The organism is Amycolatopsis sp. NBC_01286 (assembly GCF_035982555.1).
Taxonomy (GTDB): Bacteria; Actinomycetota; Actinomycetes; order Mycobacteriales; family Pseudonocardiaceae; genus Amycolatopsis.
In genome coordinates, this window is the sequence record NZ_CP108428.1 from 2,960,436 (window position 1) to 2,980,132 (window position 19,697).

The following is a 19,697-nucleotide window of genomic DNA, read 5'->3' on the forward strand; positions in this document are numbered from 1 at the left end:
AGGTGAGCAGGGGGTTACTTCGGCGGGGCTACCTTGACCACGCTGGCCTTGGCGTCGCCTCGGGGGGTGCGGTAGGTGATCTCGTCGCCCGCTTTGCGGCCGACCAGGGCCAGGCCCAGGGGGCTGTCCGAGGTGATCGCGTCGGAGTCTTCGCCCGGGACCGTCACCACTTGGAACGTCTCTTCGTCGCCGTCCGAGAAGCGGAGGGTGACCGTTGTGCCGTCCGGGAGCTGGGCGTTGCCGTAGCCGCCGTGTTCCATCTTCGCGGCCAGGTCCGCGATCTGGCGGTCGAGCCGCGCCGCGGCCTCCGCTCGGTCGATCACGTCCGCCTGGTCCGCCGCGTCGCCCGTTCGCTCCTGCTCGCCGGGTTGCGGTGCGAGAGCTTCGCGTTGCGCGCGCAGGTTCGCGATTTCCTTCTCCAGCTGGCTGCGCGCAGCCGGGCTGAGCCCCTTGTCCCCTGAGATCACCATGCCGCGCATTGTCCGCCGCGCGGACCGGGGTGGCCAATCCGGTTTTTCACCCGGCGGCCACCCGCAGGACGTCTGCCCTAGGATTTGGGGCCGTCGTCCAGGAAGAAGGTAACGAGAATCACCGTGAGCGCCGTCCCCGGTCGCAGTGACCGGCTCTCTCCCAACCAGCTGGCCAAGCAGGAACAGATCGTCGAGGCCGCCCGTGTCGTGCTGGCCCGCGACGGCCTCGCGGGCTGCACCGTCCGCGCCATCGCGGACGCCGGACCGCTCACCAAGAGCGCGATCCACTACTACTTCGCCGACATCGACGTCCTCATCGACCGGGCCATGGCCGCGCACATCACCGCGTTCGCCGCGGGCCTGCGCGACGTCGGCGCGAAGCACGCCGACCCGCGCAAGCGGCTGTTCGCGGTGGTCGAGGAGTACCTGAGCGTGTTCGCCGCGAACCCGAACGCCGCGTTCCTCTGGTTCGAGTACTGGATCGCCGCCGGCCGGGCGCAGCACCCGCAGGCCATCGACGTGATGCTCACGTCGCTCACCGAGCTCCTCGCCGAGCTGCTGGCGCCCCTGGACGTCGACGACCCGCGCGCCCGGGCCCGCGCGCTGCTCTCGTACCTGCTGGGCACGGTCGTCCAGCAGCGGGTGCGGCCGCGGTCGTTCGCGACCCTGCGCGCCGACATCGAAGCGCTCTGCTTCGCCAACTACGGCTGACGGCAGAGGCGCAGCGCGCTCTCCAGGCACAACCTCTCGGCTTCGTCGGCGGTGACGCGCCCGGCCGTGACTTCCGCGGCCGCCGTGTGCAGGAGCCCGAGGATCGCGGCGGCGAGCCACGCCGCGGGCAGCGCCGCGTCGAACTCGCCTGTGTCCTGGCCTCGCACGATGAGCCGCTCGAGCCGCGGCGGCACGACGTCGTGGGGGTCGTTGCCGGGCCGGGGGAGCCCGGCGGCGGGGCTCAGCAACAGCGGGAAGCGGTCCAGGAACCGCCAGCCCGCCCCGAGGAACGCGGCCAGCGCGTCGGCGGGCGGGGCCGTGTCGAGGCCGGCGTTGTCGAGCAGCGCGACGTATTCGGCGGCCGCCACTTCGACGAGGGCGGCGAGCAGGGCGTCGCGTGACGGGAAGTGCGCGTAGACGGTCTGGCGCGTGACGCCGGCCGCCGCGGCGATGTCCTCCATGCCCGCATCCGGTTGCTCTCCGAGCACGCCTCTGGCCGCCGTGAGGATGGCGTCGATGCTGCGCTGGGCGTCGGCGCGGCGACGGCGTGGCTGCGTGGTGACCATTCCGAGCATCGTAGGAGCCCGGCTATAACCTTGACAACTTGTCAGAGATAGCTAACTCTTACGGCATGTCAAAGAAAAGTGATCCGCCGGCGGTCGAAGCACGCGGCCTGGTCAAGGCCTACGGCGGGCACCGGGCGCTGGACGGAATCGACCTCACGATCCGGCGCGGCGAGGTGTTCGGCTTCCTCGGTCCCAACGGCGCGGGCAAGACGACCACCATCCGCGTCCTGGCCACGCTGACCCGGCCGGACAGTGGCACGACGCGCGTCCTCGGCCACGACGTCGTGACCGGAACGGCCGCGATCCGCGCCCGGGTGGCGGTGACCGGCCAGTTCGCCTCCCTCGACGAAGACCTGACCGGCTACGAGAACCTGCTGCTCCTCGGCCGGCTGCACGGCCTGTCCCGCGCGGCGAGCAGGAAGCGCGCCGACGACCTGCTCGCCGCGTTCGACCTGACCCGTTCGGCCTGGCGTCCGGTGGGCGGCTACTCGGGCGGCATGCGGCGCCGGCTCGACATCGGCGCCAGCCTGATCACGACGCCCGACCTGCTGTTCCTCGACGAGCCGACCACCGGCCTCGACCCGCGCAGCCGCAACCAGGTGTGGGAGCTCGTCCGCCGGATCGCCGCGGCCGGCACCACGGTGCTGCTCACCACCCAGTACCTCGAAGAGGCGGACCAGCTCGCCGAGCGGATCGCGGTCATCGACCACGGCCGGATCGTGGCCGAAGGTACCAGCGCCCAGCTCAAGTCCCGGGTCGGCGCGGGCACGCTGCACGTCCGGCTGCTCGACGGCGAGCAGCGGCCGCGGGCCCGGCAGATCCTGGCGGCGGTCGGTGCGGTCCAGCTCGCCGACGACCCGCTCGCGCTGTCGATGCCGCTCGACGCCGGGGTGGACGCGGGCCGGCTGGCCGGGCGCGCCATGAGCCGGCTGGCCGACGCCGGGGTGGGCGTCGCGGAGTTCTCCCTCGGCCGGCCCAGTCTCGACGAGGCCTTCCTCGCCCTGACCGAGCACCGGGAGCTGACGGCATGAGCACCCCGATCGACGTCCTGCTCGCCGAGGGCCGCACCCGCCACCACGCCGGCGCTCTCACGGCCTCGGCCACCTTCGGCCGGCGCGGCCTGCTCAAGATCAAGCACGACCCCAAGCAGCTCGTGGACTCGGCCGCCGTGCCGATCCTGTTCACGGTGCTGTTCACCTACCTGTTCGGCGGCGCGCTCAGCGGCTCGACCGGCGACTACCTCGAGGTTCTCCTGCCCGGCGTGCTGAGCATGAGCATCGCCATCGTCACGATGTACGGCGGCGCCCGGCTCGCCCGGGACGTCCGGAGCGGCGCCTTCGACCGCTTCCGCGGCCTGCCGATCTGGCGTGGCGCCTTCGTGCTCGGCGGCCTGCTCAGCGACGCCGCCCGGTACGTGTTCGCCGCCGCCATCGTGGTCGTCCTCGGCCTGGTCATGGGCTACCGCCCGGACGGCGGCGCGCTGGGCGTGCTCGCCGCGGTCACGCTGGTCGTCGCGTTCGGGCTCGCGCTGTCGCTGGTGTGGGCGGCGGTCGCCCTGGTCGTCCGCGATCCGGCCGTCGTGATCAGCATCGCCAACGCCGTGCTGATCCCGCTTTCGTTCGCCAGCAACATCTTCGTCGAGCCCGCGACGTTGCCCGGCTGGCTCCGGGCCTTCGTCGACGTCAACCCGCTCAGCCACGTCGCGAGCGCGGCGCGGGACCTGATGAACGACGCCGGCGGCACCGGCGTCGGGTGGTCCCTCGTCGCCACGGCCGTCCTCGTCGTCGTGGCCGGCCCGGTGACGCTCCGGCTCTACAGCAGGCAAGGCTGAGGAAACCGCTCGTCTAGGGTGCGGACATGCCTCTGTTCTCGTTCGAAGGGCTCAGCCCGCAGGTCCACCCGGACGCCTGGATCGCGCCCACCGCCACCCTCATCGGCGACGTCGTCGTCGAGAAGGACGCCTCGATCTGGTACGGCGTGGTGGTCCGGGCCGACTTCGGCCGGATCGTCATCCGCGAGGGTGCCAACATCCAGGACAACTCGGTGATCCACGTCAACGACGGCGTCTGCGAGGTCGGCAAGAACGTCACCGTCGGCCACCAGTGCCTGGTGCACGACTGCACCATCGGGGAGCAGGCGCTGATCGGCAACGGCTCGACGGTGCTCGACAAGGCGAAGATCGGCGCGCGGGCGCTGGTCGCGGCGGGCGCGACGGTCACCCCGGCGACCGAGGTGCCCGAGGAGGTCATCGCGATGGGCAGCCCGGCGAAGAAGTTCGTCCCGCTGACCGATTCGGCACGGATGTGGGTCGACCACAACGCCGCGATCTACCAGGAGCTGGCCCGCCGTCACCGCGCCGGCACCAAGCCGATCGATTGAGGTTGACTCTCCAGTAACTGGAGACTCTAGCTTCGGGCCATGGCTCCGAAGAAACTCACCCACCAGGTCACCCTCGAACTCGCCGCGGGCAACGCCCCGGTCGTCGACCTCGGCAAGATGCTGGGGCAGACCGGGGTCAACCTGGTCGAGATCAAGAAGACCTACGACGCGGCGACGGCGAACCAGCGCGGCGACGTCGTGCCGGTGGTCGTCTCGGTCTTCGAGGACCGCTCGTTCGCGCTCCGCCTCAAGTCTCCGCCGACGGCGTTCCTGATCAAGAAGGCGTTGGGGGACAAAGGGTCCGCGCGGCCGGGGCACGAGGTGGCGGGCAAGATCACGACGGCGCAGCTGCGCGAGATCGCCGAGCGCAAGCTGCCGGACCTGAACACGTCCGACGTCGAGATGGCGATGCGCACGATCGCCGGCACGGCCCGGTCCATGGGCGTCGCGGTCGTCGGCTGAAGTGAACCGCGGCTCGAGCGGGGTGCACTAAGCTCTGCCCCGCAGCAGCGACTGGCGCCATCGAGGTGGAGCACCACCGGGAAGCGACGACGAGGCCGGCACCGCGCGCCTGGGTGAAGGCCACTCCAGAGCCGGAGTACGCCCATGACCCACCAGCCGAAACTGAACGCGCTCGCGACCGCCGACCCCGCCATCGCCGGGCTCGTCGAGGACGAAGCCAAGCGCCAGCACGACAAGATCCGCTTGATCGCGTCGGAGAACTACGTCTCGCAGGCCGTGCTCGAAGCCACCGGGACCGTGCTCACCAACAAGTACTCCGAGGGGTACGCGGGCAAGCGGTACTACGAGGGCCAGCAGTTCATCGACCAGGTCGAGCTGCTCGCCATCGAGCGCGCGAAGGCCGTCTTCGGCGCGGACCACGCCAACGTCCAGCCCTACTCCGGGTCTCCGGCGAACCTGGCCGTGTACCTCGCGTTCGCGAAGCCCGGCGACACCGTGCTCGGCATGGCGCTGCCGGACGGCGGCCACCTGACCCACGGCTGGAGCGTCTCCGCGACCGGCAAGTGGTTCACGCCGGTGCGCTACGGCGTCACCAAGGAGACCGGCCGCGTCGACCTCGACCAGGTGCGCGACCTGGCCCGCGAGCACCGGCCGAAGCTGATCTTCGCCGGTGGCACGGCGATCCCGCGCACCATCGACTTCCCGGCGTTCGCCGAGATCGCCGCCGAGGTGGACGCGGTGCTCGTCGCCGACATCGCGCACATCGCCGGGCTCGTCGCGGGCGGTGCGCACCCGTCGCCGGTCGGGCACGCGCAGGTCATCACCACGACGACGCACAAGACGTTGCGCGGCCCGCGTGGCGCGATGATCCTGTCCGACGCCGAGCACGCGAAGGCCGTCGACAAGGCCGTGTTCCCCGGCCTGCAGGGCGGCCCGCACAACCACACGACGGCGGCCATCGCGGTCGCCCTCGGGGAGGCGCAGCAGCCGTCGTTCAGCGAGTACGCGCACAGCATTGTCGCCAACGCCCGTGCGCTGGCCGACGCGCTGCTGGCGCGCGGTTACGACCTCGTCTCCGGCGGCACGGACAACCACCTGCTGCTGATCGACCTGACGAACAAGGCCGTCGCGGGCAAGCCGGCCGCGCAGGCCCTCGACCGCGCGGGCATCGAGCTGAACTACAACACGGTGCCGTTCGACCCGCGCAAGCCGTTCGACCCGTCCGGCATCCGGCTCGGCACGTCCGCGATCACCACCCGCGGCCTCCGTCCGGAGCACCAGGTGCAGGTGGCGGACTGGATCGACCGCACGGTCACCGCGGCCGCCGCGCAGAACGAGTCCTCTTTGGACACGATCGCCGCGGAGATCCGCGAGTTCCTGGCGCCGTTCCCCATCCCGGGCTACTCGGCCTGAGTTGTAAAGCCGTGAAGGCCTCCTTACCGGCTCTTATGGCCGGGAAGGAGGCCTTCACGGCTTTCGCGCCAGGGTGGCGAGGGCGAGCGGGTGCAGGGTGGGGGTGGCGGCGAGGAAGCTCGGGGACGCGGGGGTCCACGGGGCGCCGTCGGCGGTGGTGACCACCGCGCCGGCCTCGCGGGCGATCAGGGCCGCGCCGACGAGGTTCGTCGCGTCGCGGCCGTACTGCCAGAAGACGTCCAGGCGCCCGGCCGCGACGTCGGCGACCTGCCACGACGTCGGGCCGAGGTTCCGGACCGCGGCGACCTCGTCGAGTACCGCCGTGAGCGATCGGCCCGCCGCGGCCGAGACGCCGGGCTGGCGCGTGACGAACGGCGGCTGGCTGGTCGCCGCGACCGCCGCGTCCAGGGAAGTCTTGCGCGACGGCGAAATCGGCGTCCCGTTGCGCCACGCGCCGGCGCCGCGCGCAGCCGCGTAGGTCTCGCCGAGCCACGGCGAGTGCAGCACCGCCAGCTCCGCCTCGCCGTCGCGCAGCAGCGTCACGGTGACGCAGTACTGCGGCAGGCCCTGGACGAGCTGGACGGCGCCGTCGAGGGCGTCCACCACCCAGACCTCGCCGCCGGGGATGTCCTCGAACTCGTCGACCCAGCCCGCGTCCGGCCGGATTCCGGCGAGCGCCGCGCGCAGGCTCGCGACCAGCGGGTCGTCGATCGCCGAGAACGTCGTGGCGAGCTCGCCGAGCGACGCGGGTGGCCGCTGCGGTGCGCGGATGCCGGTGGCCAGGGTTTCCACGATGTCGATCACTGATTTCAGCATGCGTCCAGGGTTACGCTCGGGTGGCTGAGAGCGCTCGTGCCCGACGGATCGGATGTTGGCGCCATGGCTTGCGCTGCGGTTGTCCACAGGGGCGGAGCGTTGTGGACAGGTCGGCCGAGAACCCGCGCTACGGCCGGGTTTGCCGCCCGCCGCCGATAGACTGGACTGGGGACGTCCCCCCGAGGAGGGTGGGGGGTGTTTTCGGTTGCCGGCCCCGAGCCCGAGCCCGAGCGCGGCGCGCTGCTTCTGCGGGTGAAGCTGTTCCGCGGCTGGACGCCGGTGATCGGCGAGGCTGGCCGGGCGCACCCAGTGTCGACCTCCTGGCCGGTAGCGCGGAGATCAGCTTCCGGCCGGCTGGTGCACGACGCGTTGCCGTCGACCTCCGCGATCACCGAGCTGCGCGCGCACTCGATCCTCCACGTCTTCTCTGACGCGACGCGCTGGCGCACCGGCCTGCTCGCCGACGCCGAGGTCGCCGCGCTGACCCCGCCGCCACCCGGCGGCGACGTCACCCTCGACGAACTCGACCGGCGGCTGCTGGCCCGGCTCGCGATCGACGCCCGGCTCGGCCCCGGCGAGCTGGCCGCGGAAGCCCCGGAGTCCACCGTGCGCAGGCGGCTCGACCGGCTCACGGCGTCGGGGCGCATCCGGACCTACGCGAACATCGACGTCACGGCGCTCGGACTGACGGTCGACGCCAACGTCTGGATGACCGTCCCGCCCGGCCGGCTCGACGACGTCGGGCGCGTGCTCGCGCGGCACCCGATGGTCCACGGCACCCTCGCCACGACCGGCGTGACCAATCTGATGGCCGCCGTCTGGTGCCGTGACCTGGCCGGCCTCTACGCCTTCGTCACCGGCCTCGACGTGCCGTCCGCCGAGGTCACGGTGGTCGCGCGGGCCGTCAAGCGGGGCGGGAGACCAGGGTCACAGGATATTTGATTGCACGATACAAGCTTCCGCGGAATAGTTGGCCGAAGCAAGTAGTTGACAGCTACAAGCAACTACGACGAAGGCTTCATCCGAGGGAGACCACCATGAGCGACACCACCACGGCGGAAGGAGCAGCCGCTACGAAAGGCCGGCTATCGCACCGTCAGATCCTGACCATCCTGTCCGGGCTGATGCTCGGCATGTTCCTCGCCGCACTCGACCAGACCATCGTGTCGTCGTCGATGCGCACCATCGCCGACGAGCTCCACGGCCTGTCGCTGCAGGCCTGGGCCACCACGGCGTACCTCATCACCGCCACGCTTTCGACGCCGCTCTACGGCAAGCTGTCCGACCTCTACGGCCGCAAGCCCATGTACCTGACGGCGATCTCGCTGTTCCTGGTCGGCTCGCTGGCCAGCGGCATGGCGACCTCGATGTACGAGCTGGCCGCGTTCCGCGCGTTCCAGGGCCTCGGCGCCGGTGGCCTGATGTCCCTGGCGCTGGCGATCATCACCGACATCACCGCGCCGCGTGAGCGCAGCAAGTACCAGGGCTACTTCATGGCGGTGTTCGGCATCTCGAGCGTCGCGGGCCCGGTCGTCGGCGGCTTCTTCGCCGGCATCGACTCCTTCGCCGGCATCACCGGCTGGCGCTGGGTGTTCCTGGTCAACGTCCCGATCGCGCTCGCCGCGCTGGCCGTCGTCAGCAAGGTCCTCAACCTCCCGCACACCCGCGTCGAGCAGAAGGTCGACTACTGGGGCGCGGTGACGCTGGCCGTCGGGCTGGTGCCGCTGCTGATCGTCGCCGAGCAGGGCCGCGAGTGGGGCTGGGGTTCGGCCGCGTCGATCGCGATGTACGTCATCGGCGGGCTGGGTGTCGTGGCCTTCATCTGGCAGGAACGCCGGATGGGCGACGCCGCGCTGCTGCCGCTGCGCCTGTTCAACCGCCCCGTGTTCCGGATGGCCACGCTGGTCACCGTCGTGCAGGGCGCCGGGATGTTCGGCGCGATGATGTCGCTGCCGCTGTACCTGCAGATCGTCAAGGGTGCGACGCCGACCCAGGCCGGCCTGCAGATGCTCCCGCTGACGCTCGGCATCATGGTCGCCAGCCTGACCAGCGGCCGGCTGATCTCGAAGACCGGGCGCTACAAGATGTTCGCGGTGGCCGGGATCGGCCTGATGGCGGCGGCGCTGTTCGCGCTGTCGACGATCACCGTCGACACCTCGCTCAACCTGGTCATGGTGATCGCCTTCGTGATCGGCCTCGGCCTCGGCGCCTCGATGCAGACGCTGGTGCTGGCGGCGACCAACGACGTCCGCCCGCAGGACATCGGCGTCGCCACCTCGGCGGCGACGTTCTTCCGGCAGATCGGCGGCACGGCGGGCACCGCGGTGTTCCTGTCGATCCTGTTCGGCACGGTCGGCGACAAGATCGCCGGCGCCGTCCGCTCGGCGATCAGCACCCCGGCCTACGCCGCGGCGCTGGCCCAGCACCCGGAGTTCGCGCAGCAGCTGAAGAGCGGCCTGGACGTCAACGACACGTCGTTCCTGTCCTCGCTCGACCCGACGCTGGCCCGGCCGATCCTGCAGGGCTTCGCCGACTCGATGAGCACGGTGTTCCTGGTCGGCGGGATCGTGCTGACCGTCGGCTTCGCCCTGGTGTGGTTCCTCAAGGAGAAGCCGCTCTCGGACAAGTCGGCTATGGAGCAGCGCGCGGAGGCCGAGGAAGAGGGCACTCCCGCCCTGGCCCTGGCGCACTGACCTGCTGAAACACGAAGAGGCCCCTCGGTTTCCGAGGGGCCTCTTTCGCGTGGGGCGTCAGTGGGCGGTGCCGCCGTCGGCCTTCTCCTTGGCCAGGCGGTCGGTCTCGCGCTCGTACGAGCGGCCGATCTCGGCCTCGGCCTCGGTGCGGCCGACCCAGGACGAGCCCTCGACGCTCTTGCCGGGTTCGAGGTCCTTGTACACCTCGAAGAAGTGCTGGATCTCCAGGCGGTGGAACTCGTTCATGTGGTGGATGTCGCGCAGGTGCTCGAGGCGCGGGTCGTTCGACGGGACGGCGATGACCTTGTCGTCCGGGCCCTTCTCGTCGGTCATCCGGAACATGCCGATCGCGCGGCAGCGGATCAGGCAACCCGGGAAGGTGGGCTCCTGGACGAGCACCATCACGTCCAGGGGGTCGCCGTCCTGGCCGAGGGTGTCGTCGATGAAGCCGTAGTCGGCCGGGTACTGCGTGGCCGTGAACAGCGTCCGGTCCAGCTTGATGCGGCCGGTCTTGTGGTCGACCTCGTACTTGTTGCGCTCCCCTTTGGGGATTTCGATCGTGACGTCGAACTCCACGGCGTCCTCACTGCTTCTTTTAGATCCGGGCGTGCCCGCACGTCGCGGGCGGCAACCTCAGCGACTGTCTTGACGTCTCCTAGTGTGGACTACGGCCTGCCCGGCGGTCGCATCGATGTCGGCCGGGAGGCATGTGAGCTTGGCCCCTTCCGGGGCAGGTGAGAAGGAGTGGTGGGTGCCGGAAAACGACCAGCCGATGTGGCCTTCGTCGGACGAAGACCGCTCGTCGTCGGGTGCGGGCAAGACCACTCCGATGTCGCTGCCGGACACCCCACCGGCGTCAGCCGGACGGGTGAGCGTGCCGAAGGTCACAGGCAGTGAAGCGCCGAAGGGCTCGTGGTTCGCGCCGAACGTCGAGCCGGACCCGGTGCCCGGCTTGAACGCGCCGGTCGAGCCGCCGGAGCCGCCCGAGCCGCCGCCCGCGGTCAAGCAGGACCTCGCCGACCGCCTCGGCGGCGCCCCGAAGCCGAAGCTGCCGCAGCAGGCGCCGGAGCCGAAGCCCGCCGAGCCAGAGCCGGAGCCGGCCGAAGCCGCCGAGCCGGTCGAGGCCGAGCCGGAGCCCGCGGAGCCGAAGGCCGCGGAGCCGAAGTGGGACCCCGAGAGCACCCGGCAGATCAAGGTCGAGAAGCAGGAGAAGCCGGAGAAGGCGCCGTGGGTGCCGGTCGAGCGGAACGTCTGGCCCGGCGGGAAGCCGGAGCAGGGCGAGCCGAAGAAGCCGGACGAGCCGCAGCAGCCGTGGCGCGAGGAGCTGCAGCATTGGCGCGAGACGCAGCAGCGCGGCGAGACGCACCAGCAGCAACAGCGGCCGCCGGACCAGCAACGGCCCCAGGACCAGCAGCAACGCCGTGACGAGACGTCGTCGCGGCCGAACCCGGACGCCCCCTGGGCGCAGCGGATCGACCTGCGGGAACACCGCGGTGACCGGCCCGCCGAGCCCGGCGAACGCCGTCCCGGCCTGCCGCCCGAGCCGCCGCGCGGGGTCGTCCCGTCGGCGTCGGCCGGCTCGCTGGCCCGGCCGATGCGGATCGAGCCGGACGGGCGGCAGTTCGACGCCGAGGCGACCGTCGGGATCGAACGGCCCGCCCAGTTCCCCGGCGCCTTCCAGCAGCAGCCCCAGCCCCGCAACGAGCCGCCCCGCAGCGAGCCGCAAGCCGAGCCCCCGACACCGGAGCCGCCCGCCGAGGCCGCCACCGCCGCGGAGCCGCCGAAGAAGAAGCGCAAGGGCAAGCTGATCGCGATCGGTGCCATCGTGCTGGTGGTGCTCGTCGGCCTCGGGGTCGCCGCGGCCATGCCGAAGGTGTCCAACCGGCTGGGCCTGCCGTGGGCGCCGAACGCGCCGAAGGGCGACAGCCCCGACCCCGCCGCGGCCAGCCGCGTCTTGCAGGGGCCGAACACGTCCGGGCAGCCGCCGACCGCCAACGGCGTCAAGTCGGCGCTGGCCGGTGCGGCCGGCAGCAGCGCGCTCGGCCAGCTCACCGGCAGTGTCGTCGACCCGGTCAGCGGCACCGAGCTGTGGAACCGCAACGCGACGTCGCCCGTCACGCCCGCGTCGACGACGAAGGTGCTGACCTCCGCGGCCGCGTTGCTCTCGATGGACCCGAACACCCGGCTGTCGACGAAGATCGTGCAGGGCACCGACCCGGGCACGGTGATCCTGGTCGGCGGCGGCGACCCCACCCTCACCTCGCTGCCGCAGGGCACCGAGTCGCCGCTGTACCCGAGTGCGGCCCACGTCGACGACCTCGTTGCGCAGGTCAAGAAGGCCAACCCGGGCGTCAAGAAGGTGCAGGTCGACCTGAGCCTGTTCAAGGGCGCGACGACCGCGCCGGGCTGGGCCGCGGGCGACGCGCCGTCGACGTTCGCCACCCAGATCTCGTCGGTGATGGCCGACGCCGGCCGCACGGACCCGAAGAACAACAACTCCCAGCGCGTGCCCAACGCGGGCAGCGCGCTCGCGGGGACGATCGCGTCGAAGCTCAGCGCCTCGGCCGGCGGCCAGGCGACCGCGCCCAAGGACGCCAAGGTCCTCGCCGAGGTCAAGTCGGCCCCGCTGACCGAGCTGGTCTCCGACACCATGGAGCTGTCCGACGACGTCCTCGCCGAAGCCCTCGCCCGCCAGGTGGCCATGGCCAACGGCCAGGAAGCCAGCTTCGCCGGCGGTGCCGCCGCGACGCTCAAGGTGCTGAAGGACCACGGCTTCGACACGACCGGCGTCCAGCTGTCCGACGGCAGCGGCATCTCGGACCAGAACAAGATCCCGGCGAAGCTGCTGTCCCAGGTCCTCGCGGCCGCGGCGGGCCCGGAGGGCAAGCACCCGGACACCGCCAAGCTGCGCGCGCTGCTGGCCGGCCTGCCCGTGGCCGGTGCGTCGGGCACCCTCGCCGACAAGCGGTTCGACACGGCGGGCTCGCAGGCCGGCCGCGGCTGGGTGCGGGCCAAGACGGGCACGCTCACCGGCGTCAACACCCTCGCCGGGGTGGTGCTCGACCAGGACGGCCGGGTGCTGGTCTTCGCGTTCATGTCCAACGGCTCGGACACCGACGCCGGCCGGGACGCCCTGGACGTCCTCGCGACGGGCCTCCGGAAGTGCGGCTGCGGCTGATCGCGTACCGGTCCGTGTGCGAAGCGTGCGGAAGTCGTGGCCGGAAACCCGCTCCGGGCAGGTAGCGTCGAAAGGGTGAGTCAGGAAACCGACACCCGGCCCATGGTCGACTGGTCGCTCGCCGCGCAGACGGGGGCGCTGCTCGTGCGCGGCGGCCCCCAGGTTCCGCGCGACGAGGCCGAGGCGGCCGTCACCGATCTGCGTGAGCTGACGATGGCGGCCGAGGGGCACGTCCGGCAGCTGACGAACCTCGGGCTCGACCTGCCGCTGCTGCCCGGCGAGGTCGTCGACCGCCCGGGCTGGGTCCGGTCCGCCGCCGCGGGCCTCGACGCGCTCACCGGGCGCGCGCTGCCGCAGCAGGGCGGGCCGTTCGGGCCGATCCTCGCCGGCGGTGCCGGCGTCCAGACCGGCCTGGTGCTCGCGTTCCTCGCCAGCCGCGTGCTCGGCCAGTACGACCCCTTCGGCGGCCCCGAGCGCCAAGGCCAGCTGCTGCTGGTCGCGCCGAACGTCGTCGCCGCGGAACGCGCGATGAAGGTGCCCGGGCGCGACTTCCGGCTCTGGGTCTGCCTGCACGAGTGCACCCACCGGCTCCAGTTCACCGCCGTCACCTGGCTGCGCGACTACTTCGCCGACGAGGTAGAGCGGCTCGTCTCCGGCCTGGCCGGCGGCAGCAACGACAGTCTCGCCGACCTGGTCGGCCGGCTGCCCGAGGCGATCAAGCAGGGCCCGAAGCTGAACCTCGCCGAGCTGCTCCAGTCGCCGAAGGAACGCGCGGTGTTCGACCGGCTGCTCGCGCTCTCGACGTTGCTGGAAGGCCACGCCGACTACGTGATGGACGCCGTCGGCCCGCAGGTCGTGCCGAGCGTCGACACCATCCGCGCGCGGTTCTCAGCCCGGCGCAAGGGCGGCGGCGTCTTCGACCGGCTGCTGCGCGCGCTGCTCGGCGTCGACGCGAAGATCCGTCAGTACGAAGAAGGCGCGAAGTTCACGAAGCACGTCGTGGACGCCGTCGGCATGGCGGGCTTCAACGCCGTCTGGCGCTCGCCGAACACCCTGCCGTCGCGTGCCGAGATCGCCGATCCGGCCGCCTGGGTCCGGCGCCTGCACGGATGACCGGGCCGGCCGTCGCGGCCGTCCGGCGGGCCGTCCGCGGGTTCCTGGAGAGCGTCGAGGCGCCGGCCGAACTGTGCGTCGCGGTCTCCGGCGGCGCCGACTCGCTCGCGCTGGCCGAGGCCACGGCGTACGTCGGGCGCCACCGCGGCCACCGCGTCCGCGCGCTGGTCGTCGACCACGGCCTCCAGGAGGGCTCGGCGAAGATCGCGCGCGACGCCGCCGCGGCGGCGAAGTCACTGGGCGCCGACGAGGCCGAGGTGCGCCGGGTCGACGTCACCGGACCGGGCGGGCCCGAGGCGGCCGCGCGCAAGGCCCGCTACCGCGCGCTCGCCGGCCACGATCTCGTCCTGCTCGGCCACACCCTCGACGACCAGGCCGAAACCGTCCTGCTCGGGCTCGGCCGCGGCTCCGGCCCGCGCAGCGTCTCGGGGATGCGGCCGCACGACCCGCCGTGGGGCCGGCCGCTGCTGGCGGTGCCGCGCGCGACCACCCGGGCGGCGTGCGCCGAGCTCGGCGTCGAGCCGTGGGAGGACCCGCACAACACCGAAGCGCGCTTCACCCGGGTCCGGCTGCGCACCGAGGTCCTGCCGCTCCTGGAGGACGTCCTCAACGGCGGGGTGGCGGCCGCGCTCGCCCGCACGGCCGCGCAGCTGCGGGAGGACAGCGAGGCGTTGGACACATCGGCGGACAGGATCTTCACCCGTGCGGGCGGCGTCGAAGGGCTGGATGTCGCAGTCCTCGAAGGCGAGCCCGCGGCCCTGCGGCGGCGGGTTCTCCGCAGGTGGCTGCTGGAGTCGGGGGTGCGCGAGCTCACCGACGGGCACCTCCGGGCGGTCGACGCGCTCGTCGCCCGGTGGCGTGGTCAGGGTGGCGTCTGGTTACCCGGCAACTTGGAAGCACGACGGTGCCGTGGCAGGCTCTGCGTCATCTCCCAACCCACCACCCGAGGGGACTGACCCGTGTACGAGGGCGAAATCGCCTCCGTGCTCGTCACCGAGCAGCAGATCCAGGACAAGATCACGGAGCTGTCGGCGCAGATCGCCGCCGACTATCCGGCCAACGGGCAGGGTGAACTCCTGCTGGTGGGTGTCCTGAAGGGCGCGGTCATGTTCATGACCGACTTCGCCCGTGCGCTGCCGCTGCCGACGCAGCTGGAATTCATGGCCGTCTCTTCCTACGGCTCGGCGACGTCGTCGTCCGGTGTCGTCCGCATCCTCAAGGACCTCGACCGCGACATCGCGGGCCGCGACGTGCTGATCGTCGAGGACATCGTCGACTCCGGCCTCACGCTCTCGTGGCTGCTGAAGAACCTGGCCAGCCGCAACCCGGCCTCGCTCGAGGTGGTTTCGCTGCTGCGCAAGCCGGACGCGGTCAAGGTCGACGTCCCGGTGAAGTACATCGGCTTCGACATCCCGAACGAGTTCGTCGTCGGCTACGGCCTGGACTACGCCGAGCGCTACCGGGACCTGCCCTACATCGGGACGCTGGACCCGAAGGTCTACACGTCCTGACGGACGGGGTTCACCGACCGTTCACCGCAATTACCGGTTTCGCGGAACCCCGGCGCCGCCGATCGCGTCATACGCTCTGATCACGTGCGTTAACCTATGCGAAGACATTGTCGTGCCCGCGGTGACCGGGTCGGGGGAACGGGAGAGAGTTCTGATGGCGAACAGCAGCGCTGCCGACGCGAACGCCTTCAAGGCGGCCGCCGCGGCTGGTCAGGTCGGGATCGACCCCGACGCCGCGCAGACCGTGCTGAACAAGATCCGCACCGGCAAGGACGCCGTCGAGGCCCTGCTCAGCGGGGCGGGCACGCTCGCCCAGCCGCCGAAGCTCGGGGACAACCCGGTCGGCAACGCGATGGCGGCGAAGTTCGTGCAGCGCGCGGACGGAGGGGGCGACTCGTACGCCGCCGCCCTGCAGAACCTGCTCGACCAGTACTCCGCCGCCGAGGAGGGCATCGTCACGGCGATGTCCCGGTACCACGAGATCGACCAGGCCGCGGCCGACCCGTTCCGCAACGCCTGAGCCCAGAGGGGGACTCGAAGTCATGGCTCCGAACCACAGCGACCAGCCGTCGACCGCCACCACTGACCCGGGCTCGCTGGTCCCGCTCGGCGACAACGCGTCGGCCCAGAACATCGTCGCGGACGCCCGCGGCCGTTCCGACGGCTTCGACATGGGCAGCGACCGCGCGATCGCGAACCCGCCGAACTGGAACGCGCAGGCCAGCCAGCAGCTCTACGACGGCGCGGTCAACAACAACGACCCCGGCACGGCCGAGGCGACCGGGCAGGCCTGGTCGCACCACGGCAGCGAGCTGAAGCAGGCCTCCGACCACCTGTACAACGCGATCTCCGAGCTGGGCAACGCCTGGGTCGGCCGCGGTGCCGCGGGTGCCCAGGGCGCGCTGGTGGCCATCGCCAACTCGGGCTCGCAGGCCTCCGAGGCCGCGCACACGATGTCGGACCGGCTCGCCCGGCAGGCCGCCGCGGCCGCCGAGGTCAAGAAGATGCCGGCCCCCAAGGACTACGACCCGAAGCAGTCGATGGCGGCGGCACTGGCCGGCGGCCCGGCGGCGCTGGTCGCCGACCAGAAGGCCCAGGCGGACGCGGCCAACGACGTCAAGACGCAGCAGGTCGCGTTCTTCAACGCCTACACCAAGTCGATGAGCGACGTCGACAGCTCGACCCCGAGCTTCGGCCCGGAGTCGCTCGGCATGAAGCCGACGGGGTCGCACAACTCGATCTCGTTCGACGGCATCAGCAGCGTCGGCGCCACCGGCCCGGTCCACGGCCTCGGCGGTGCGGGCAACGCGGTCTTCGCCTCGAGCGGCGGGGGCTTCGGCGGCCACGGCGGCGCGTTCGACGCGCAGCACTCGGCGTTCGCCCCGAACGCGGCCCACGGCGGCGTCGGCGGGACCGGCGGTTTCGGCGGCCACGAAGCGGCGGCGGCGCTCGGCAGCGACGTGCCCGGTGGCACCGCGGCCGGGACGACCGGCGGCACCACCACGGGTGCCGGCCAGGTGCCCGGTGGCGCGCAGACCGGCGGCGGCAGCAGCAACCCGCTCGGCAAGATCGGCATGGGCCTGGGCATCGGCGGCGCCGCCGGCGGTCTCGGCGCTCTGGCGTCCCGCGCGCTGGGCAAGGGCAACCGCTCCGGTGCGAAGTCGGAGAACGAGACGTCCCTGGCGTCGGCGGACGGCCAGGCGCAGAGCGCCGCCTCGGCCCAGGCGCCGCAGCAGGGTCTCGTGTCGTCGGCCGGCACCATCGGCGGCCAGACCCCGCCGCCGCCCGGCATGGGCGGCATGGGCGGCGGAATGGCCCCGCGCGGTGCGCAGGGCGAGCAGGACGAGGAGCACACGCACGCGTCGTTCCTCATCGAAGCCGACCCGGACGAGGCCTTCGGCGCCAACCAGGCGACCCCGCCGCCGGTCATCGGCGCGTGGTCCGAGGACGACGAAGACCGCTGATCCTGATCGGGCCGGACGCGCTTCCCGCGCGTCCGGCCCGCTTTCACATCTTTGGGGGGTGGCTCGATGCCGAACGCTGAGCTGCTGACCCCGGCCGAGGTGGACTTCCTGTGGGAGTCGGCCGGGCTGGGTGAGCTGCCGTACCCGCTGCGCGTCCGGTCGCACGGCGAGACGCTCGACGAGCGGTCGCTGCTGCGCCAGCGGACGCTGGAGGGGCTGGCGGCGCGCGGGCTAGCGGACGGCCGCGGCCGCCCCGAACCGCACGTCGAGGACTACTTCGGCGTGCTGGCCACCCCCGAACTGAGCTTGGACGCCGTCCAGCTGATCGCCCCGGACGCCGAGCCGCTGCTCGCGATCGCCGGCGTACTGGGCGGTCAAGGTCTGCTGGCCGTCCAGGACACCCGCGGCCTGCACCTGCAGCCGTGCCCGGTGGACGGCCTGGCGAGCGCGATCGTCTCGCTGCTGCCCGCCGCCCCGCGCGGCAGCGAGAAGTCGATCACGGTGCCGCTGGAGCAGCTGGTCGGCGCGCACGGCGTCGACTTCCTGCAGCGCCGCGGCAACCCCGAGGACCGCACCAGCGCCGACGACGACCGCAAGGCCCTCGCCCGCCTGCACGCCCAGCCCCGCCTGCGCGGCGGCCAGATCGCGGCGAACGCCCGCACCCGCATGGGCGCCCGCAGCCGCACCCCGGTGCTGAGCTGGTTCGACACCGAGACGGGCCGTTACTTCACCCAGGCATCCAAGGGCCACGACGGCCGCGACTGGATCACGATCGCCCCCGCCGACGCGGCAACGCTGCGCCACCGGCTCGGCGAGCTGCTCGCAGGAGCGTCGGCGACCAGCTCGGTCTGACCTCCGGCCGCCTGCTTCGGCGGGCTGGTTCCGGATCCCGCACCCCGGCTTGCCTCGCGCCCGCACCCGGCGCGGCCCGCGAGCGGCTGATTCCGGACATCGTGAGCACAGGGCCCGCACGATCTCTGCCGGGAAGCTGTCCCACGGCTGAGGTGGGCGCAAGAGCTGTTCACCAACTCAACTCGCGCCCGCGCCCAGCGCGGCCTCGCGAACGGCTGATTTCGGACGCCGCCGCCCACGCCCGGCTCGACTCGCGCTCGGCGCGGCCCCGCGAGTGGCTGATTCCGGACACCGTGATCACGGGTCCCGCACTATCACTGCCAAGAAGCTGCCTCGCGGCTGAGGTGGGCGCGAGAGCTGCTCACCGGCTCAACTCGTGCCCGGACCCCGGCGCCGTCTCGCGAACGGCTGATTCCGGACACCGTGAACGCGGGTCCCACACCATCTCTGCCAAGATCGGCCCCGGGTTCTCCGAGCGTGCCCAACCGGCAGCGGGAACGGTCCCGTTCTGTCGGTGGTGCGGGCTACGCTGAGCGAGAATCCGATCCGGGAGAGTAGTGATGCAAGAGTTCTTCTCGCCGCTGGCGTTCGACTTCCTGTGGGAGTCGGCGCGGGTCGGTGAGCTGCCCTACCCGCTGCACGTCCGGTCGCACGGCGCGACCGAGGATGAGCGGGTTTCGCTGCGCCACCGCACCGACGTCGAGCTGAAGGCGCGCGGCATCCGCGAGCCGCGGGGCCGGCTGGCGCCACCGATCGAAGACGCGCTGGAGCTGCTGGCCTTCGCGCCCCTGACCATCGATGCGCTGCACATCCCGCGGTTCGAGACCCCGACGGTCGGGGTGCTGGCGGCGGCCGACGACACCAAGGGCGTGCTCGCGGTCCAGGACGCCGACGGCATCTGGCTGCGGGACGTCCCGCCGGACGCGCTGGTCTCCGCCGTCATCGGCGTGCTGCCCGCCGGGCCGCGCGGGACCGAGGCGTCCGTCACACTCCCGCTGGACGACGCCCTGCACACGGCCCCGATCCGGGTGCCCGTGTCGCTGCCGGCGTCCGGTGAGGAAGAGAACAAGGGCAAACGCCGGACGCCGCTGAGCGAGCGGGTCGTCGCCGATCCGCGCGAGGCCTACGCTCGGCTCGCCGGGCAGCCCCGGCTGTGCGGCGGTCAGCTGGCAGCGAACAGCCGGTCCCCGGTCGGGGCCAAGCAGCGGTCCCGGGTACTGGCCTGGTTCGACACGGCCACCGGGCGCTACCTGAGCCTCTCCCGTGCAGGTACAGACGGTCGGGAGTGGGTCACGGTGGCCCCGGCGGACCCGCCGACACTGCGGACCCGGCTGGGCGAGATGGTGAGTGGTGTGTCCGACGGCACGCGATAGCGTGACAGAGGTGTAGGCCGAACGGGAACCAGGACGCGGTATCGCCCGTTGACCTGCGAGAGGCTCACAGGGGATGAACGCGGCAGCGGACGGTACCCTGTTGGGACGGGTGTCCAGGCACCATGGGTTGTCAAGATCGTGATGGCGGGTATCACAGGAGCCGCCCAACCAGGGAGGGTCGAGGCCACCAGGGCCG

General features: G+C 72.1%; 20 protein-coding genes. 16 read left to right on the forward strand and 4 right to left on the reverse strand.

Features of this window, described 5'->3' with window-relative positions; translation table 11 throughout:
* Positions 1-14: 14 nt before the first annotated feature.
* Complete coding sequence (locus OG570_RS14445; RefSeq protein WP_247058823.1) at positions 15-470, reverse strand: GreA/GreB family elongation factor; 456 nt, start codon at positions 468-470, stop codon at positions 15-17.
* A 123-nt stretch (positions 471-593) separates the two neighbouring features.
* Here OG570_RS14445 and OG570_RS14450 point away from each other — a divergent pair, with 123 nt between their 5' ends.
* The gene (locus tag OG570_RS14450) at positions 594-1,181 is read left to right on the forward strand and encodes a TetR/AcrR family transcriptional regulator (protein WP_247058822.1); all 588 of its coding nucleotides are present in this window, start codon (positions 594-596) and stop codon (positions 1,179-1,181) included.
* Here the strand turns inward: OG570_RS14450 and OG570_RS14455 are convergent.
* Entirely contained in the window at positions 1,172-1,747 is a 576-nt protein-coding gene (locus OG570_RS14455) for a TetR/AcrR family transcriptional regulator (RefSeq protein ID WP_326956895.1), read from the reverse strand. The genes OG570_RS14450 and OG570_RS14455 overlap by 10 nt on opposite strands.
* Before the next feature lie 65 nt (positions 1,748-1,812).
* On the opposite strand from OG570_RS14455, the gene OG570_RS14460 reads away from it, so the two are divergent.
* The 5 genes from OG570_RS14460 (at position 1,813) to glyA (ending at position 6,001) form a co-directional block, all read left to right on the forward strand.
* Positions 1,813-2,778 carry an ATP-binding cassette domain-containing protein gene (locus OG570_RS14460; RefSeq protein ID WP_326956897.1) on the forward strand — a complete coding sequence of 322 codons (966 nt, stop codon included), beginning with the start codon at positions 1,813-1,815 and terminating at the stop codon, positions 2,776-2,778.
* Positions 2,775-3,578, forward strand: a complete 804-nt coding sequence (locus OG570_RS14465) for an ABC transporter permease (RefSeq protein ID WP_326956899.1) — start codon at positions 2,775-2,777, stop codon at positions 3,576-3,578. The genes OG570_RS14460 and OG570_RS14465 overlap by 4 nt, the downstream gene beginning before the upstream one ends.
* Before the next feature lie 26 nt (positions 3,579-3,604).
* Positions 3,605-4,126: a gamma carbonic anhydrase family protein gene (locus OG570_RS14470; RefSeq protein WP_326944942.1), complete on the forward strand. Its 522-nt coding sequence runs from the start codon at positions 3,605-3,607 to the stop codon at positions 4,124-4,126.
* A gap of 39 nt (positions 4,127-4,165) precedes the next feature.
* On the forward strand, positions 4,166-4,588 hold the full coding sequence (gene rplK / locus OG570_RS14475) for a 50S ribosomal protein L11 (protein WP_326956901.1): 423 nt from the start codon (positions 4,166-4,168) through the stop codon (positions 4,586-4,588).
* 144 nt (positions 4,589-4,732) lie between these two features.
* Entirely contained in the window at positions 4,733-6,001 is a 1,269-nt protein-coding gene (gene glyA, locus OG570_RS14480; protein WP_326956903.1) for a serine hydroxymethyltransferase, read from the forward strand.
* 54 nt (positions 6,002-6,055) lie between these two features.
* Here glyA and OG570_RS14485 read toward each other — a convergent pair whose 3' ends face one another.
* Positions 6,056-6,817, reverse strand: a complete 762-nt coding sequence (locus tag OG570_RS14485; RefSeq protein WP_326956906.1) for an inositol monophosphatase family protein — start codon at positions 6,815-6,817, stop codon at positions 6,056-6,058.
* 195 nt (positions 6,818-7,012) lie between these two features.
* On the opposite strand from OG570_RS14485, the gene OG570_RS14490 reads away from it, so the two are divergent.
* Both OG570_RS14490 and OG570_RS14495 read left to right on the forward strand, forming a co-directional pair.
* Complete coding sequence (locus OG570_RS14490; protein WP_326956908.1) at positions 7,013-7,759, forward strand: Lrp/AsnC family transcriptional regulator; 747 nt, start codon at positions 7,013-7,015, stop codon at positions 7,757-7,759.
* A 95-nt stretch (positions 7,760-7,854) separates the two neighbouring features.
* On the forward strand, positions 7,855-9,510 hold the full coding sequence (locus OG570_RS14495) for an MDR family MFS transporter (protein ID WP_247058813.1): 1,656 nt from the start codon (positions 7,855-7,857) through the stop codon (positions 9,508-9,510).
* Between the two features lie 57 nt (positions 9,511-9,567).
* Here OG570_RS14495 and OG570_RS14500 read toward each other — a convergent pair whose 3' ends face one another.
* Positions 9,568-10,086: an inorganic diphosphatase gene (locus OG570_RS14500; RefSeq protein WP_247058812.1), complete on the reverse strand. Its 519-nt coding sequence runs from the start codon at positions 10,084-10,086 to the stop codon at positions 9,568-9,570.
* 175 nt (positions 10,087-10,261) lie between these two features.
* On the opposite strand from OG570_RS14500, the gene dacB reads away from it, so the two are divergent.
* The 8 genes from dacB (at position 10,262) to OG570_RS14540 (ending at position 19,501) form a co-directional block, all read left to right on the forward strand.
* Positions 10,262-12,688, forward strand: a complete 2,427-nt coding sequence (gene dacB, locus OG570_RS14505; protein ID WP_326956912.1) for a D-alanyl-D-alanine carboxypeptidase/D-alanyl-D-alanine endopeptidase — start codon at positions 10,262-10,264, stop codon at positions 12,686-12,688.
* A 102-nt stretch (positions 12,689-12,790) separates the two neighbouring features.
* Positions 12,791-13,801: a zinc-dependent metalloprotease gene (locus OG570_RS14510; RefSeq protein ID WP_326960028.1), complete on the forward strand. Its 1,011-nt coding sequence runs from the start codon at positions 12,791-12,793 to the stop codon at positions 13,799-13,801.
* Positions 13,798-14,757, forward strand: coding sequence for a tRNA lysidine(34) synthetase TilS (gene tilS / locus OG570_RS14515; RefSeq protein WP_326956914.1), 960 nt, complete (start codon positions 13,798-13,800; stop codon positions 14,755-14,757). The genes OG570_RS14510 and tilS overlap by 4 nt, the downstream gene beginning before the upstream one ends.
* 3 nt (positions 14,758-14,760) lie before the next feature.
* Positions 14,761-15,312: a hypoxanthine phosphoribosyltransferase gene (gene hpt / locus OG570_RS14520; protein ID WP_326944934.1), complete on the forward strand. Its 552-nt coding sequence runs from the start codon at positions 14,761-14,763 to the stop codon at positions 15,310-15,312.
* 154 nt (positions 15,313-15,466) lie between these two features.
* Positions 15,467-15,832 carry a hypothetical protein gene (locus OG570_RS14525; protein WP_247058808.1) on the forward strand — a complete coding sequence of 122 codons (366 nt, stop codon included), beginning with the start codon at positions 15,467-15,469 and terminating at the stop codon, positions 15,830-15,832.
* Positions 15,833-15,854: 22 nt separating this feature from the next.
* A complete protein-coding gene (locus OG570_RS14530) occupies positions 15,855-17,276 on the forward strand; it encodes a hypothetical protein (protein WP_326944933.1) in 1,422 nt (473 codons plus the stop codon).
* A gap of 66 nt (positions 17,277-17,342) precedes the next feature.
* The gene (locus tag OG570_RS14535; protein ID WP_326956917.1) at positions 17,343-18,128 is read left to right on the forward strand and encodes an ESX secretion-associated protein EspG; all 786 of its coding nucleotides are present in this window, start codon (positions 17,343-17,345) and stop codon (positions 18,126-18,128) included.
* A gap of 557 nt (positions 18,129-18,685) precedes the next feature.
* The gene (locus tag OG570_RS14540; protein ID WP_326956919.1) at positions 18,686-19,501 is read left to right on the forward strand and encodes an ESX secretion-associated protein EspG; all 816 of its coding nucleotides are present in this window, start codon (positions 18,686-18,688) and stop codon (positions 19,499-19,501) included.
* The last annotated feature ends 196 nt before the right edge of the window (positions 19,502-19,697 follow it).